Source organism: Amycolatopsis sulphurea (assembly GCF_002564045.1).
GTDB lineage: Bacteria > Actinomycetota > Actinomycetes > Mycobacteriales > Pseudonocardiaceae > Amycolatopsis > Amycolatopsis sulphurea.
In genome coordinates, this window is the sequence record NZ_PDJK01000001.1 from 94,125 (window position 1) to 111,024 (window position 16,900).

At 71.2% G+C, this 16,900-nt stretch carries 12 protein-coding genes; 9 read left to right on the plus strand and 3 right to left on the minus strand.

Annotated features, from left to right (window positions below):
* Positions 1-22 precede the first annotated feature (22 nt).
* Positions 23-1,252: an ornithine--oxo-acid transaminase gene (rocD, locus tag ATK36_RS00495; protein WP_098509339.1), complete on the minus strand. Its 1,230-nt coding sequence runs from the start codon at positions 1,250-1,252 to the stop codon at positions 23-25.
* 166 nt (positions 1,253-1,418) lie between these two features.
* Between rocD and ATK36_RS00500 the strand changes: the two genes are divergently transcribed.
* The 7 genes from ATK36_RS00500 (at position 1,419) to ATK36_RS00530 (ending at position 11,658) form a co-directional block, all read left to right on the plus strand.
* The gene (locus tag ATK36_RS00500; protein ID WP_098509340.1) at positions 1,419-2,276 is read left to right on the plus strand and encodes a PPK2 family polyphosphate kinase; all 858 of its coding nucleotides are present in this window, start codon (positions 1,419-1,421) and stop codon (positions 2,274-2,276) included.
* Positions 2,277-2,297: 21 nt separating this feature from the next.
* Positions 2,298-4,403: a S9 family peptidase gene (locus tag ATK36_RS00505; RefSeq protein ID WP_098510218.1), complete on the plus strand. Its 2,106-nt coding sequence runs from the start codon at positions 2,298-2,300 to the stop codon at positions 4,401-4,403.
* Complete coding sequence (locus ATK36_RS00510; RefSeq protein WP_098509341.1) at positions 4,400-5,356, plus strand: LLM class F420-dependent oxidoreductase; 957 nt, start codon at positions 4,400-4,402, stop codon at positions 5,354-5,356. Before ATK36_RS00505 ends, ATK36_RS00510 begins: the two co-directional genes overlap by 4 nt.
* Before the next feature lie 239 nt (positions 5,357-5,595).
* Positions 5,596-7,272, plus strand: a complete 1,677-nt coding sequence (locus ATK36_RS00515; RefSeq protein ID WP_098509342.1) for a pyridoxal phosphate-dependent decarboxylase family protein — start codon at positions 5,596-5,598, stop codon at positions 7,270-7,272.
* Positions 7,269-8,567: a lysine N(6)-hydroxylase/L-ornithine N(5)-oxygenase family protein gene (locus ATK36_RS00520; RefSeq protein WP_098509343.1), complete on the plus strand. Its 1,299-nt coding sequence runs from the start codon at positions 7,269-7,271 to the stop codon at positions 8,565-8,567. Before ATK36_RS00515 ends, ATK36_RS00520 begins: the two co-directional genes overlap by 4 nt.
* 59 nt (positions 8,568-8,626) lie before the next feature.
* On the plus strand, positions 8,627-10,363 hold the full coding sequence (locus ATK36_RS00525) for an IucA/IucC family protein (RefSeq protein ID WP_098510219.1): 1,737 nt from the start codon (positions 8,627-8,629) through the stop codon (positions 10,361-10,363).
* Positions 10,360-11,658, plus strand: a complete 1,299-nt coding sequence (locus tag ATK36_RS00530; protein ID WP_098509344.1) for a type I glutamate--ammonia ligase — start codon at positions 10,360-10,362, stop codon at positions 11,656-11,658. Before ATK36_RS00525 ends, ATK36_RS00530 begins: the two co-directional genes overlap by 4 nt.
* Here ATK36_RS00530 and ATK36_RS00535 read toward each other — a convergent pair.
* The gene (locus tag ATK36_RS00535) at positions 11,655-12,134 is read right to left on the minus strand and encodes a transglycosylase SLT domain-containing protein (protein WP_098509345.1); all 480 of its coding nucleotides are present in this window, start codon (positions 12,132-12,134) and stop codon (positions 11,655-11,657) included. The two genes, ATK36_RS00530 and ATK36_RS00535, sit on opposite strands and share 4 nt — an antisense overlap.
* A 230-nt stretch (positions 12,135-12,364) precedes the next feature.
* Here ATK36_RS00535 and sthA point away from each other — a divergent pair, with 230 nt between their 5' ends.
* Entirely contained in the window at positions 12,365-13,777 is a 1,413-nt protein-coding gene (gene sthA / locus ATK36_RS00540; protein WP_098509346.1) for a Si-specific NAD(P)(+) transhydrogenase, read from the plus strand.
* A 38-nt stretch (positions 13,778-13,815) separates the two neighbouring features.
* On the opposite strand, the gene ATK36_RS00545 is transcribed toward sthA, so the two are convergent.
* The gene (locus ATK36_RS00545; RefSeq protein WP_098509347.1) at positions 13,816-14,763 is read right to left on the minus strand and encodes an NADP-dependent oxidoreductase; all 948 of its coding nucleotides are present in this window, start codon (positions 14,761-14,763) and stop codon (positions 13,816-13,818) included.
* A gap of 112 nt (positions 14,764-14,875) precedes the next feature.
* On the opposite strand from ATK36_RS00545, the gene ATK36_RS00550 reads away from it, so the two are divergent.
* Positions 14,876-16,771: an intein-containing Rv2578c family radical SAM protein gene (locus ATK36_RS00550; protein WP_211291752.1), complete on the plus strand. Its 1,896-nt coding sequence runs from the start codon at positions 14,876-14,878 to the stop codon at positions 16,769-16,771.
* Positions 16,772-16,900: the final 129 nt, after the last annotated feature.

Here is a 16,900-nt window from a genome sequence, read left to right on the forward strand (position 1 = left end):
TGAAGGGCCCCTTCACAGCCCTTCAGGCTTGGACCACCTGGGTGATGGCATCGAGGCCACGGTCCAGCTCGGCTCGGGTGATCACCAACGGAGGGGCGATCCGCAGCGTGGTGTCCTGGGTTTCCTTGCACAGCACGCCGAGCCCGGCCAGCGCCTCGGACGCGGCCCGGCCGGACGGCCCGCCCGGGGCCAGGTCGATGCCCGCCCACAGCCCGCGACCGCGGACCTCGGCCAGCCCGTGGCCGACGAGTTTCCCGAGCCGCTGCCGCAGATGCTCGCCGAGTTCGGTGGACCGCCGCTGGAACTCGCCGGTGTTCAGCAACCGGATCACGGCGCGGCCGACCGCGCAGGCCAGCGGATTGCCGCCGAAGGTCGAGCCGTGCTCGCCGGGCTTGAGCACGCCGAGCACCGCGCGGCTGCCGACCACCGCGGACACCGGCAGGATGCCGCCGCCGAGGGCCTTGCCGAGGGTGTACAGGTCGGCGCGCACGCCTTCGTGGTCCAGCGCCAGCACCGTGCCGGTGCGGGCGAGCCCGGACTGGATCTCGTCAGCGATCAGCAGCACGCCCTCCTCGTCGCACGCCCGGCGGACCTCGGCGAAGAACCCGGCGGGCGGCACGATCACGCCCGCCTCGCCCTGGATCGGTTCGAGCAGGACCGCCGCGGTTCGGGGAGTGATCGCGGCGCGCACGGCATCCGCGTCGCCGTAGGGGACGGTGACGAACCCCGGGGTGAACGGGCCGAAGTCGGCGCGGGCGGTCTCGTCGGTGGAGAAGGACACGATGGTGGTGGTCCGGCCGTGGAAGTTGGCACCGGCCACGATGATCTCCGCGGTGCCGTCCGGGACGCCCTTGATCCGGTGCGCCCACTTGCGGGCCAGCTTCACCGCGGACTCCACGGCCTCCGCGCCGGAGTTCATCGGCAGCACCATCTCGGTGCCGGTCAGCTCCGCCAGCTCGCGGCAGAACAGGCCGAACTGGTCGTGGTGGAACGCCCGCGAGGTGAGCGTGACCCGGCCGAGCTGCTCGGTCACGGCGGTGATCAGGTCCGGATGCCGGTGCCCGAAGTTCAGCGCCGAATAGCCGGACAGGAAGTCGAGATAGGACTTTCCGTCGACGTCGGTCACCGTGGCGCCCGCGGCTTCGGCGATGACGACCGGCAGCGGATGGTAGTTTTGCGCGCTCCAGTGCTCGTCGAGCGCGAGGTAGCCGTCGGTGGAAGCGGGGAGGCCGGTACCGGCGAACGTCGTCATGCGTTCAGGCTAGATGGCCTAGGCGGAGAGTTCATCCGGGAAACGTTGCTTACACCGGTTGTTCGTTGCGCACTCCGGACTGAGCACGGTGATTCGCTGCGTAACCATGCCAACGGGTGACCGCTGGCCCGGGTACGGCCGTGAACTGCCGGTTATCGTTCTTTGAATGGCGAAGAAGGCGAAGGAGAACGCGAACCGGGTCCGTGCCGCGCTCTTGGCGGACGGCGAGTTGCCGGACCCCGGTTCGTTGCCGGTCGGGCCGGGCAAGAAGGGCAAAGGCGCGAAGCGGCTCGCGTCGGCCGGCGAGCGGCTGGCCGGGCTGCAGGAGGCGCTGTTCGCGGAGGGTTCCGGCGGCGGAGAGCGCAGCGTCCTGCTCGTGTTGCAGGGCATGGACACCTCCGGCAAGGGCGGCACCGTCGGGCATGTGCTCGGCCTGGTGAACCCGATGGGCGTGCAGTACACGGGATTCAAGAAGCCCACCGCCGCCGAACGACGCCACGATTTCCTGTGGCGCATCCGCCGGCGGCTGCCCGCTCCGGGCCACCTCGGCGTCTTCGATCGCTCGCACTACGAGGACATCCTGGTGCCGCGCGTCACCGGGGAGCTTGCCGCAGCCGACCGGCGCCGCCGCTACACCGAGATCAACGCCTTCGAGCGCGAGCTGACGGAGGCGGGCACCACGCTGGTCAAGGTCTTCCTGCACATTTCCCCGGAGGAGCAGCTGCGGCGCCTGACCGCGCGGCTGGACCGGCCGGAGAAGCGCTGGAAGTTCGACCCCTCCGATGTGGAAGCCCGCCGCCTGTGGCCGGCCTACCAGGCCGCCTACGCGGATCTGCTGAAGCGGACCTCGACCGCGCACGCGCCGTGGTACGTGGTGCCCGCCGACCGCAAGTGGTATCGGAACTGGGCGGTGGCCGAGCTGCTCACCGAGACCTTCGCCGAGCTGGATCCGCAGTTCCCCGAGCCGGGCTACGACGTGGCGCAGCAGCGGGCCGCGCTGCAGCATGTTGGCGCGAGCGGCTGATCTTCTGAAAGAGTGCGGGTCGTGACCGACTCCGCGCTCGACGACGTTCCGTTCCTCCGCCGCCAGGCCCGCACCCAGCGTTTCACCCTCGGCGCGCCCAAGCAGTTCCGGGTCGCGCCGGACGGCTCGCGGGTGGTGTTCCTGCGCACGGCTTCGGGCACCGACCCGCGGCACAGCCTGTGGTCGTTCGATCCGGCGGACGGCCGGGAGACGCTGCTGGTCGACGCGGCCGAGCTGCTGCCGGGGGAGGAGGACCTGCCGCCCGAGGAGCGGGCGCGGCGGGAGCGGGCTCGCGAGACCGGGGGCGGGGTGGTGGCCTTCGACGTCGACAGCGCGTTCACGCTCGTCACGTTCACTTTGTCCGGCAAGCTCTACACGCTGGACCTGGCCACCGGCACCACCCGGATGCTGGTCGACGGGTCCGTGATCGATCCGCGGCCGAACCCGGCCGGGACGCATGTCGCCTACGTGCGCGACCGTCGGCTGCGCGTGATCGAGCTGGCCACCGGCGAGGACCGGGCGCTGGCCGAGGAGGACGGCGAGGACGTCACGTGGGGGCTCGCGGAGTTCATCGCCGCTGAGGAGATGGACCGCGTCCGCGGGTACTGGTGGGCGCCGGACGGGCGCCGCCTGCTCGTCGAGCGGTCCGATCGCGGTCCGGTGCCGCGCTGGACGATCGGGGACCCGGCGAACCCGCAGCGGCCCGCGAACGTGGTGGCCTACCCGGCCGCCGGTACGCCGAACGCCGAGGTGTCGCTCGCCGTGCTCGGGCTCGACGGCAGCCGCGTCGACGTGGCCGGCGGGGATTGGGAATACCTGGTCGCCGTGCACTGGTCGGCCGGTGGGCAGCCGCTGCTTTCGGTGCAGCCGCGGGATCAGCAGGCGCTCACGGTGCTGGCTCTGGACCCGGCCGACGGATCGGTGACCGAGCTGCACACCGAGACCGACGAGCACTGGGTGGAGATCGTGCAGGGCGTGCCGGCCTGGACGCCGGACGGCAGGCTGGTCGTGGAGAGCGCCGCGGACGGAGACCACCGGCTCGTCGTCGGCGGCACGCCGGTGACTCCGCCGGGCATGCAGCTGCGCGCGGTGCTCCACGTCGGCGACGAAATCCTTTTCACCGCTTCGGAAGACGATCCGACGCAGATTCACGTGTACCGCGCGGGAAGCGACGGCGTGCGTCGACTGTCCACTCAGGACGGCGTGCACGCCGGGGCGGGCCGTGCGGAGCTGACCGTGCTGACCGCGTGGAGCCTGGAGTACAGCGGTCCGCGCGTCAGCGTGCTGCGAGACGGTGCGGTGGCAGGGACGATCGCGTCGTCCACTGTGGACCCGGAGATCGTGCCGAATCTGACCTGGCTCACGCTGGGGGAGCGTGGTCTGCGCGCGGCTTTGGTGCTGCCGCGGGGATACGAACCGAGCGAAGGTCGGCTGCCGGTGCTGCTCGACCCGTACGGCGGTCCGCACGCGCAGCGGGTTTTGCAGAGCCGCAACGCTTTCCTGACGCCGCAGTGGCTGGCGGACCAGGGTTTCGCGGTGCTGGTCGTGGACGGGCGCGGTTCGCCGGGGCGTGGTCCGGCCTGGGAGAAAGCGATCGCCGGAAAGCTCGCGGATGTGACGCTGGCCGACCAGGTCGACGCGCTGCACGCGGCTGCCGAAGCGTATCCGGAGCTGGATCTGGAACGGGTCGCCATCCGCGGCTGGTCCTACGGCGGGTACCTGTCCGCGCTCGCCGTGCTTCGCCGTCCGGATGTGTTCCATGCCGCGGTCGCCGGTGCGCCGGTCACCGATTGGTCGTTGTACGACACGCATTACACCGAGCGTTACCTCGGCACCCCGGAGTCCGAACCGGACAGTTACGAGCACAACTCGCTCATCGCGGACGCGGGGTCGCTCTCCCGGGCGTTGCTGATCGTGCACGGGCTTGCGGACGACAACGTGTTCCCCGCGCACTCGCTGCGATTGTCCTCGGCCCTGCTCGCCGCCGGCCGCGCACACGTGTTCCTGCCGCTCGCCGGGGCCACCCACATGACGCCGCAGGCCGAAGAGGTCGCGGAAAACCTGATGCGCACGCAGGTCGACTGGATTCTGCGTGAGCTGAACGCCGGTCGTAAGGAGCAGCCGTGACCAGTCGTTGGGGACTCACCATCCCGCTCACCGGGGTGCCGCTGATCGAGCATCGCGCGCTCGTCGAGCAGCTGCCGGATCTGGGCTACACCGACGTGTGGACCGCGGAGACCGCGGGCACGGACGCGTTCACGCCGCTCGTGCTGGCCTCGCAGTGGGCGCCGCAGCTGAGGCTGGGTACCGCGATCGTGCCGGTCTACACCCGTGGGCCGGGCCTGCTCGCGATGAGCGCCTCGACGCTGGCCGAACTCGCGCCCGGACGGTTCGTGCTGGGCATCGGCGCGTCTTCGCCGGTGATCGTGGAGAGCTGGAACTCCGCGGAGTTCGCCGAACCGTTCAAACGGTCGCGGGACACGCTGCGGTTCCTGCGCTCGGCACTGGCCGGGGAGAAGGTGACGGAGTCCTACGACACGTTCTCGGTGGCGAAGTTCCGGCTGGAGCGGGCGCCCGGCCCGGCGCCGTCGATCATGCTCGCCGCGCTGCGTCCGGGCATGCTGCGGCTGGCCGCGAAGGAGGCCGACGGGGCGATCACCAACTGGCTGGCCGCCGCGGACGTGCCGAAGATACGGGAGGTCGTCGGCCCCGATGTCGAGCTGGCGGCCCGGATTTTCGTATGCCCGACCGAGGACGCCGGGGCCGCGCGGGCGCTGGGACGGATGATGATCTCGTCGTACCTGACGGTGCCGGTGTACGCGGCGTTCCACGAATGGCTGGGCCGCGGCGAGCAGCTGCGGCCGATGCACGAGGCGTGGGCCGCCGGTGATCGGAAGAAGGCGAACGAGGTGATCCCGGACGAGGTCGTCGACGCGCTGGTGGTGCACGGCAGCGTGGCGTCCTGCCGGGAGCAGGTGCAGTCCTATGTGGACAACGGGCTGACCACTCCCGTGCTCGCTGTGCTGCCGACCGGCGGGGATGTCTTCGCCCAGGTGCGCGGGCTCGCCCCGGTGCGCTGAGGCTGGTTCCGGCGGCCGGTGGCCCGGGGTTGCGCACCCCCGGGCCACCGGCCTTTTCGCGTCCCGGTCGGCGTTCGGCTCGGCGTTCGGGGGAACCGGATCTCCCGAATGGCCGACGCATTCCGACGCGTCCGCCCAGCATGCTGGGAACGACGGCACGGTACCCGCGCGCGGACCGGCGGCGGGTGCCCGTATCGTTGCGTAGGGTTAGGAAAGGTTACCCTAAGAAAGGCGGCTCCATGGAGGGTGAGTCCTCGGCCTGGCTGGCCGGTGGTCCGGACGGCGCGGACCGGCTCGCGCGGCTGATCCCGGTCGCCCTGCGTGCGCTGGCCTCCGGCACGGCGGAACGAGGTGGCCCCATCCCGTCCGGCGGGCCGGCCGCGGTGGCCGCGCTGGCGACGGTGGGCAACGCGGGCGCGGACCGGGTGGGGGTCGCCGGGGATTTCGGTTCTTCCGGAAGGGCTCACGCGTCGGAAGCGCCAGACCTCTCCGCTCCCGATCCAAGCTCTGCAAGGGATTTCAATCCACCGGGGAGCGGCCTGGACTCGCCTGCTCCGGGAGGCACCCAGCCGTCCCTCGCGGGCGACGGCAGCAGGACCTGCCCGGAACACCCCGAGAACGCCGCCCCGCCGTCCGGGTTGCCCTGGCAGGGAGTAGGAGCCGAGCGCGCGCTGGAGGAGCTGGGCACGCTGCTCGCCGCGGGGGCGGCCGATCCGGCGGAACCCGCGTGTGCCGCGCATCTGCACTGCCCGCCGCTGGCTGTGGCGGTGGCGGCGGACGTGGTGGCGTCCGCGCTCAACCCGTCCATGGATTCGTGGGATCAGGCGCCGGTCGCGAGTGAGCTGGAGCGGCAGTTCACCACGGGGATCGCGCGGCTGTGCTATCCGCGGGACGCGCGGCCAGACGCGGTCGTCACGTCGGGCGGTACGGAGTCGAATCTCCTCGGTTTGCTGCTCGCGCGGGAGACCACGGGTGCTGTGCTGCGCCCGGTGTGCGGGGCGAATTCCCATCACAGCGTCGCCCGCGCGGCCTGGTTGCTGGGGCTGCCTGCGCCGGTCGTTGTGTCCTGTGTGGACGATCGGATGGTGCCCTCGGCGCTGGCCGAAGTGCTGGGCACGCTCGGCGCACGCGCGGTGGTGGTGGCGACCGCGGGCACGACCAACACCGGCCGGATCGATCCGTTGCCGGAGATCGCGCAGATCTGCCGCCGTGCCGGGGCGAGGCTGCACGTCGATGCCGCGTACGGCGGGCTCGCGTTGTGCAGCCCGGCGTTGCGGGGGCGGGTCGCCGGGCTGGAGCTGGCCGATTCGGTCGCGCTCGATCTGCACAAGTTCGGCTGGCAGCCGGTCGCGGCGGGGTTGTTCGCGGCCCGCGAGGCCACCGACCTTCGCGCGCTGACCGTCCGCGCCGAGTATCTCAACGCCGACGACGACACCGAGGCGGGTCTGCCGGATCTGCTCGGCCGGTCGTTGCACACCTCCCGTCGCCCGGACGCCTTCCGCATGGCGGTGACGGTGCGGGCGCTCGGTGTGCAGGGGCTCGGCGAGCTGGTGGAACGCTGCTGTGCCAACGCTTCCGCCCTGCACGCGCGGGTGGAGGATCATCCGGACCTGCGTTCCTGGGGGCCGCCGGAATTGTCCACAGTGGTCTTCCGTCCCAGGGTTGCGGACGAGCTGCCGGGCGCCGCCGGGGACGAACTGGTCGCCCGGGTGCGGCGGACACTGATGGAGGAGGGCACCGCGGTGATCGGCCGCGGTGTGTTGCCCACCGGGCCGGACGGCAGCCCGCGGCGGTGGCTCAAACTCACCCTCCTGCACCCGCACGCCACCGAGGCCGACTACCGCCCGCTGCTCGACGCAGTGACCGCCGTCGCCGCGAAATCCGTGGTGACGCAGGAAAGCCCGGTCGCGTCGTGAGACGCTACGACCTGGCAGGCGTCGGGATCGGCCCGTTCAACCTGTCGCTCGCCGCGCTGGCCGATCCGCTGGATCTGGACGTGGTCCTGTTCGACGCGCGCCCGGAGTTCCGGTGGCATCCGGGAATGCTGGTGGACGGCGCGACGTTGCAGGTGCCCTTCCTCGCCGACCTGGTGTCGCTGGCCGATCCGACGAGCCGGTACTCGTTTCTGAACTACCTGCGCGAACGCGGCCGCCTGCTGCCGTTCTACTTCGCGGAGCGTTTCCACATGCCGCGTGCGGAATACGACGACTACGCCCGCTGGGCGGCTGAGCGGCTCCCGTCCTGCCGGTTCGGCCACGAGGTCACCAGTCTGCGCTGGAGGCCAGACGAGGAGGCGTACGAACTCACCGTGACCGGGACGGAACCGGTGCTCGCCACTGCGGTGGTACTCGGGGTCGGCACCGTGCCCAGCGTGCCGGAACCGTTGCAGGGATTGGTGCACGACCCGGACATCCTGGCCGTGCACTCTGCCGGTTACCTCGCACACCGGGCCGAGCTGCTCGCCGCGGATCGGGTGACGGTCGTGGGGTCCGGGCAGTCCGGTGCCGAAGTGTTCCTCGATCTTTTGCGGAGTCGTTCCACAGTGGACGGTCTGCGCTGGCTGGCGCGGACGCCGGCGTTCGCGCCGATGGAGTACTCGAAACTCGGCCTGGAACAGTTCACTCCGGACTACACCGAGTTCTTCCACCGGCTGCCCGGATCCGTCCGCGACGGCCTGCTGCCCACGCAATGGCAGCTGTACCGGGGGATCGACGCCGAGACCATCGGCGAGATCCACGATGAGCTGTACCGCCGCAGTATCGGCGGCGGCTGGCCGGATGCGGTGCTGACTCCGGGCGTCGACGTGACCTCCGCGTCCGCCGATGCCGAAGGAATTCTGCTGCACCTACGGCATGTCCAGCAGGGCAGCGCCGCGACATACCGGACGTCGGCGGTGGTCGCGGCCACCGGATACACCGAAACGCCTTTGAGGCCACTGCTTTCCGGCCTCGGCGAGGAGGTCCGCCGCGACGAACAGGGGCGGCTGATCATCGACGCCGACTACCGCGTGCAGCTGAACGAGCCGGTGCGTGGCTCGTTGTACGTGCAGAACGCGGAGCGGCACACGCACGGACCCGGCGCGCCGGATCTCGGGCTCGGCGCCTGGCGGGCCGCGTCGATTCTCAACTCGGTGTGCGGGAAACCGGTCTACGAACTGCCGGAGCGCACTGCCTTCACCACCTTCGGCCTGGATGAAACGGAGGACCAGTGACCGACCGTTTGACCGATACCGCCGCCTGGCGGGCCGCGGGTTCACTTGTCACGCACAAGATGCTCGGCGAGCTGTCCTACGAGGCGATGCTCGTCCCGCAGGCGGGCGAGCCGACCCGGGCCGGGCATCGCCAATGGCTGCTGGAGCTGCCGGACGGCGTCTCGTACCGCTTCGAAGCACGCCGGGGCGCTTTCGAATCCTGGACCGTGTTGCCCGGCAGCGCAATCCGCCTGGCCGACGGAGCCGAGACACCTGCCGACGACCCGCGCACCCTCGTGGCCGACGCACGCGAGACGTTGGGCCTCACCGGGCTCCGGCTGGCCGACGTGCTGGCCGAGCTGACCGCCACGGTCACGAATGAAGCGATCCGCCTGCGCCGCGCGCCCACCGTGGCCCATCTGTCCGAAATGGACTACAATCTGGCCGACGGGCATCTCGCCGGGCACCCCCGGCTCGTGCTGAACAAGGGCCGCGTGGGCTTCTCCGCCCGGGACCGAGCCCGCTACGCGCCCGAGTCGGGGACCGACGTGCGGCTGCGGTGGTACGCCGTGCATCGGGACCTCGCGCAGTTCCGCAGCGTCGCCGGGCTCGACGCGGAAACGTTGCTGCGCCAGGAACTCGACGAGGTGACCCGTGCGGCTTTCGCAGCGCGGGCGGCGACTTTGGGCGATCCGGCGGAGTACGTGTGGGTCCCGGTGCATCCTTGGCAGGCGGACGAGATCGTCGGCACGCTCTATGCCGCCGAGCTGGCCACCGGGCAGATGGCCGAGCTGGGGGAGAGTACTGACGTCTACCGTCCACATCAGACCGTACGTACGCTGGCCAACTGCTCGCGCCCGGACCGCCACGACGTGAAGACCGCGGTGTCGGTGCGCAACACCCTCGTCTACCGCGGGCTGAACTCCGCTGCCACGCTCGCCGGGCCGTCCGTCACCGAATGGCTGCGCCGGATCGACGCGGCCGATCCGCTGTTGTCCGGGAAATACCGGTTCGAGCTGCTGGGTGAGGTCGCCGGCGTCTCGGTGCGGCATCCGCTGTTCGGCGCGCTGGAGGAGCTGCCCTACCGGTTCCACGAGACGCTCGGCGCGCTCTGGCGGGAGCCGCTCGTGGCGCGGCTTGCGGTGGGGGAGCAGGCGCTCTCGTTCGCCGCACTGCCCTATCGGGACACTGCGGGGGAAGCCGTGCTGACCCGGCTCATCACCCGCTCCGGCGAAGGCGCCGAAGCGTGGCTTTCGCGGTTGTTCGACCTGTTGCTCACCCCGTTGCTGCAATGGCTGCTGCGCTACGGCGTGGGATTTTGCCCGCACGGCCAGAATCTCGTCCTCATCGTCGACGCCGAGGGTCGCCCGCTGCGGGTCGCGATCAAGGACTTCGCGCAGGGCGTCGATCTGCTGGACGAGGAACTGCCCGCGTACGCGGATCTCCCGGCGGAGGCCGCCGCGGACATGCTGCGCTGGCCGGCGCACCTGCTCGCGCAGTCGTTGTTCAGCTCGGTCTTTTCCGGACAGTTGCGCTTCTGGGCCGAGATCCTGCTGGACGATCTGGGGCTCGCACGTGGCGATTTCTGGGCGCTGGTACGCACTGTCGTCGGCCGCTATCGCGACGAGAACCCGGACGTCACCGAACGGTTCGACGCCTGTCGTCTCTTCGCGCCGGATGTCGAGCGCGTCACGCTCAACCGCGAGCACTTCGGGGGCCAGGGCTTCGACAAGGTCGAGCGCGACGACGAGTTCGACGTTCGCTGGGGACGCGTGCCGAATCCGTTGCACGCGCCCGATCCGGAAGGTGCCTGGTGACGCCGTTCGCCCGTCCGGTGGGGCCGCGTTCGCTCGCGGCCCGCGCGGCGGCGCACCGCGAGGGAGCCGAGGTGCTGCGCCGAGTGTTCGCCGAGGACGGGAACCGGCTGACGTTGCTCGTGCCCGACCCGCACGCGCGGTTCGCCGCGGTGGAGCTGGCCGCGCCGTTCGCCGCCGAGGTCGTGGACACCGGCTACGGCATGTGCAGCTACGTGTTCGCCTGGACCCCCGAGCGTGCACCGCTGCCGGAGGACGGCCCGGTGAGCCGCTACCTCGACGGCTTCGGCGACCTGCGCGTGCGGCCCGACGCGGCGACTGCGTTTCCGCTCGACGAACGGACTTGGGCGGTGGTGGGCGACGCGGAGTTCGGGTCCGGCGAACCGGCCGGGCTGGCCCCGCGCACAGTTCTGCGGAAACAACTGGCGGTACTGGAAGAACGGGGCCTGGTGCCCTCGGCCGGCCTGGAGCACGAGGTCGTTTTCCGAGACGCGGAAGGGGTTCCGCTCACTTCGCACGGCGTCGACTATGCCGTGGGCGGCACAGAACGGCTGGCGCCGATGCTGGCCGAGCTACGGTCGGCAACGGCCGGGCTCGGCGTCGAGTCGGCCCGCGCGGAGTGTCATCCCGGGCAGTACGAGGTGGTCCTCCGGCATCGCGACGCCCTCGCCGCCTGCGACGATGCACTGCTGCTGCAACTGCTGACCCGCCGGGTCGCAGCCGGTCACGGTGCGAGCGCGGACTACCTGGCCGCGCCGGAATCCGGCCAGGGCAACTCGTGTCACGTGCACCTGTCACTGTCCACATCGGACACGGCCGTGCTGGGTGCGTTCCTGGCCGGAGTCCTGCGTGACGCGCGGTCCTTGACCGCGGTGTGGGCGCCGACCTGGAACAGCTACGTCCGGCTGCGCACCGGGCCGTTCTCGCCGCGCGTGCTGCGTTGGGGGCGGGACGACCGCACGTGCGCAATCCGGTGGTGTGGCACGGAGACCGCGCCACGGCTGGAGTTCCGCTTCGCCGGAGCGGACGCGCAGCCGCATCTCGTCGTGGCCGCGCTGCTCGCCGCCGGGACGGCCGGGATCGCCGACGAACTGGCGCCGCCGCCCGCCGGTACCCGGGTGGGTGAACTCGCGGCTTCGCCGTGGGAATCGCTGGCATTGCTGGAGCAGGGCCGGTTCGCCGAGCTGCTGGGCGACGACGTGGCCGCCCAGCAGGCGGCCCTGCTCAGGGAGGAACTCGAAGCGGCGCTGCAGACCGTCACCGATCTACAGCGCCGTCGCGGCATACTTCGGGCTTAGCCGCCGGCCTGGCCGGCCGCGGCCTGCGCACGGGACATGTACTGCTGATAGGACCCGTTGTTGTAGGCCACCCACGGCGACCAGTTGCTGCCGTGGGAGGAGATCGCGTACATGGCCCTCGCCGCGCCGACCGGGTCGAACGCCTGCCCGTCGGACACCTCGGGGTGCCAGCGGTCGCTGATCTGCCAGAGACCGCGGTCGCGGCTGCAATCGGTGTTGGTCAGCTGGGCGTGCGTCCAGCCGGCGCTCTCGGCGAGCCCGACCGCGACGGACAGCACCAGGCTCTGGCCGTGCAGGCCGGCGTTGCGCGCCTGCTGGGCGAGCTGGACATCACTGAGTTGCGTGCCGGCCAGGGTGCTCTGGTAAGCACAGCCACGCTGCTGCTCGGCGGTGCTCGCGGTGGCCATCGGGGCGGCGAGCACCGCCCCGGACACCAGCAGTCCGGACAGGACGGAAACACGGCGGGAAAGCTTCAAGGCGACCTCGCAGTCGTCGGAGTGGAGACACCGGCACGGCGGCGGCAGCGCTGCCCACCGCCGCGGCGGCGTGGGGATGCCTAAGTGGGGACACGACCGATGATGGAGAGTGGTCTGGACAAAATCTAGCCCGATGTGGACCTTCACACAAGCGCGGTCCGACTCGTCCGAAGTGGCCTTCCGGGCAACCCTGGCTTGCGCCCGCGCGGCCGAGTGCGCACGCTCTTGGCGTGAGCGAACACGAATACGACCTCATCGTCATCGGTTCGGGCCCGGGTGGGCAGAAGGCCGCCATCGCGGCCGCGAAACTGGGGAAGAAGGTGGCGGTCGTCGATCGCCACGACATGGTGGGCGGAGTGTGCGTCAACACCGGCACGATCCCGTCCAAGACCCTGCGCGAAGCGGTCCTCTACCTGACCGGCATGAACCAGCGCGAACTGTACGGCGCGAGTTACCGGGTCAAGCAGGACATCACCATCGCCGACCTGATGGCACGCACCCAGCACGTGATCGGCCGCGAGGTGCAGGTGGTGCGCGCCCAGCTGTTGCGCAACCACGTGGACCTGGTGGTCGGCACCGGTTCCTTCGCCGATCCCACCACCGTGGTGGTGGACGGACGGCATCCCGGCGACCGGCGCACGCTGACCGCCGGCCACTTCGTCATCGCCACCGGGACCCGGCCCGCCCGGCCGGACCACGTCGACTTCGACGCCGCCCGGGTGCTCGACTCGGACGAGGTGCTGGCCCTCGAGGAGATCCCGTCGTCGCTGGTGGTGGTCGGCGCGGGCGTGATCGGCATCGAGTACGCCTCGATGTTCGCCGCGCTCGGCGCGCGGGTCACCGTGGTCGAGCAGCGGGACCAGATGCTCGGCTTCTGCGATCCGGAGATCGTGGAATCGCTGAAGTTCCAGCTGCGCGACCTCGGCGTGACGTTCCGGTTCGGCGAGAAGGTGTCGAACGTGGCGGTGTCCGCCGAAGCCACCGTGACCACCCTGGTCAGCGGCAAGCGGATCCCGGCCGAGGCGGTGATGTACTCGGCCGGGCGCCAGGGCATGACCGGGGAACTCGCGCTGGAGAACGCCGGGCTCGCCGCCGATTCGCGCGGACGGCTGGAGGTGGACGAGCACTACCGCACCTCGGTGCCGCACATCTACGCGGTCGGCGATGTGATCGGCTTCCCGGCGCTCGCCGCCACCTCGATGGACCAGGGCAGGCTCGCCGCGTACCACGCGTTCGGCGAGCCGGCGAACGGGCTGGGCGCGCTGCAGCCGATCGGGATCTACACCATTCCGGAGATCTCCTACATCGGCGCGACCGAGGCGCAGCTGACGTCTTCGTCGGTCCCGTACGAGGTGGGCGTCTCGCGGTACCGGGAGCTGGCCCGCGGGCAGATCACCGGGGACAGCTACGGAATGCTCAAGCTGCTGGTGTCCACAATGGACCGGAAGTTGCTCGGTGTTCACGTGTTCGGTACCGGCGCGACCGACCTCGTACACATCGGACAGGCCGTGATGGGCTGCGGGGGCACGGTGGACTACCTGGTGGACGCGGTCTTCAACTACCCGACGCTGTCCGAGGCGTACAAGGTCGCCGCACTCGATGCGACCAACAAGATCCGCGCGCTGGAGCACTTCCCCGGGTGACGACCTCGCGGCCCTAGGTCGGGCCGGGAGGTGCCCCGTCAAGCTGTGAAGTCCAGGACGAGACGGCCCCGCACACCGCCCTCGGCGAGCCGGCGGTGGGCCTGGGCCGCCGCGGCCGCGGGCAGGATGTCGGCCACGCGCAGGGTGAGATCGCCTGCTTCGGCCTGATCCCGCAGTCGCAGCAGCCGGGCGTGGTCGGTCGCGGATTCGGTGACCCACACCGGGTGTACCCGGATCCCGCGGCCTGCCGGGCCCGCCCAGCCGCGGATGACCGCGATCCCGCCGTCGTCCCGGATGGCCGGGACGGCCAGCTCGTGCAGCATCGCCCCGTCGAGCAATCCGTCGACCCCGTCCGGTGCGAGCGCGCGGAACCGGCCGGCCACGTCGTCGCCGCGCGCGACGACTTCGTCCGCGCCGAGCCCGGAGACGAGCTGGGTGTCCGCCGGCGTGGCGTCGGCGAGTACGCGCAGGCCGTCGCTCTTGGCCAGCTGGACCGCGTATCCGCCGAAGGCGCCGGCCGCACCGGTCACGGCGACCGTGCCGCCGGGCGGGATGGCGAGCAGATCCAGCCCGATCCGCGCGGTGAGGGCGTTCATCAGCAGCGTCGAGGCCGCTGCGAAGTCGACGCCCGACGGCATCGGCACGACCGACTCGGCGGGGACCACGATCGACTCGGCGTACGCGCCACCGTGTGTCCGATAAGGACGGACGAGCGCGATCACCGCGTCGCCCGGCTGGAGAGTGGTTTCGGTGTCCGGGCCGATCGCGTCGACCACTCCCGCCGCGTCCATCCCTGGAATGTAAGGCCCGGGACGGCCTTCGAACCGCTCGTGCGTGACGCCGGAACGCAGCAACATGTCGGCGGGGTTGACCGCCGCGGCGTGCACCCGGATGCGCACTTCGCCGGTGCCTGGCACCGGATCGGGCAGTTCGAGCACCTGAAGCACCTCGGGTCCGCCGTACTCGGTCAGGCCGATCGCTCGCATCGCCTTTCCTCCTTTGTTCGAGACCTGTCGAACTACCCGCCACCCTACCTCGATCGGGTCTTGCTCGAACGTATGTTTGACACTGGGTTAGAACATGTGTTCGACTTGAGGGGTGCGATGGGAGCAGTTGCGTGCGGGGAAGGGAGAGCCGGTCCTGCCCGGTCTCGGTGCGTTCGGCGAGGCCGTGCGGTCGGTGCGGGCACCGGAGTTCGGGGGGATCACGTTCCACGAGGTGCGGGCCCGGTCGGTGCTGAACCGGGTGCCCGGGGAGTCGGCGGTGCCGTTCCGGTGGTCGGTGAACCCGTACCGGGGGTGCTCGCATGCCTGCACGTACTGCCTCGAAGGCAGCACGCCGGTCCTGCTGGCGGACGGGCGGGCGAAGCCGATCGCCGAGCTGCGCACGGGGGACCGGATCCTCGGCACGCGCGGCCACGGGGTCGCGCGCCGCCTGGTGCCCACCGAGGTGCTGGCGCAGTGGAGCACGGTGCGCGAGGCGTACCGGATCACGCTGGAGGACGGCACCCGGCTGGTGGCCGGGGCCGATCACCGGTTCCTCGGTGCCCGCGGCTGGAAGTACGTGACCGGCAGCAGGCTGGGCACCGCGCAGCGGCCGCATCTGGAGCCCGGCATGGAGCTGGTCGGCGCGGGCCGGTTCGTGCGCACCCCGGACGACACGCTCGGCTACCGCGCCGGGTACCTGTGCGGAATGCTGCGCTCCGGCGGGTTCGCCACGGAGCCGGAAGCGGCCGCGCGGGCGCTGGCCTACCTGCCGGATTTCGGTTCGTCGGCGGGATTCATGCGGATCCCGCGGGAGCCGGACGCGCACTGGGCGCGCGGGTTCCTGGCCGGGCTGTTCGACCTGGCCGGCGGGTACCGGCGTGGGGCGCTGACGCTGGCCCACGACGAGACCGAGGTGGTGGAGGCGCTGTTCGCCGCGCTGGACCGGTTCTCCTTCTCCTACGAGACGGTCGGGCATCGCGGGCACCCCGGCCGCAGGCAGGCACGGCTGACCGGGGGCACCGGTGAGGTGCTGCGCTTCCTGCATCTGGCCGATCCGGTGGTGGCCTGGAAGCGTTCGCTGGAGGGCACCGTGATCGGCTCGGTGCGGCGCCGGGTCGCCGCGGTCGAGCCGATGGGCCTGTCGCTGCCGTTGTTCGACATCACCACCGGCACCGGCGATTTCGTCGCCGACGGGGTGGTCTCGCACAACTGCTTCGCCCGGCACTCGCACACCTACCTCGATTTCGACGCCGGGCACGACTTCGACACCCAGGTCGTGGTCAAGGTGAACGCGCCCGAGGTGCTCGCCGCACAGCTCACCCACCCGAGCTGGCGCCGCGAACCGGTGGCGATGGGCACGAACACCGATCCGTACCAGCGGGCCGAAGGCCGGTACCGGCTGATGCCCGGCATCATCCGCGCGCTCGCCCGGTCCGGGACCCCGCTGTCCATCCTGACCAAGGGCACCATGCTGAGCCGGGATCTGCCGTTGCTGAGCGTGGCCGGAAAGGACGTTCCGGTGCGGCTGGCGGTGTCGCTCGCGCTGCTCGACCGGGACCTGCAACGGCGGCTGGAGCCGGGCACCCCGAGCCCCCAGGCCCGGCTGGACCTGCTGCGCAAAGCGGCCGCGGCGGGCCTGCCGTGCTCGGTGATGGTCGCCCCGGTGCTGCCGTACCTGACCGATTCGGCCGAAGCCCTCGACGCCCTGTTCGCCGAACTCGCCGACGCCGGCGTCACCAGCGCGACGGTGCTGCCGCTGCACCTGCGTCCCGGCGCCCGGGAATGGTTCGCGTCCTGGCTGGGCCGCACACATCCGGCCCTCGTCCCCCGATACCGGCGCCTCTACGCGCGGGGCAGCTATGTCGACCGCGGCTACCGCGAACTCCTCGCCGCCCGCGCCGGCCCGCTGCTCCGCCGCCATGGCCTCGCCCCACAGACCGCGAACAACCACCGCGAACCCGAACCGCCACCGCCCCGGACGGAGACCACCCAGCTGCGGCTGCTGTGACCCGCCCCCCGCCCCCGCCCGGGTTGGGCTGCGCCGCGGTCGGGGTGGCTGTGAAGGGGCCCTTCACAGACTCAGAGTCCGTGAAGGGCCCCTTCACAGCCACGGAAAGCCAGCCGGCAGGCGCGACGG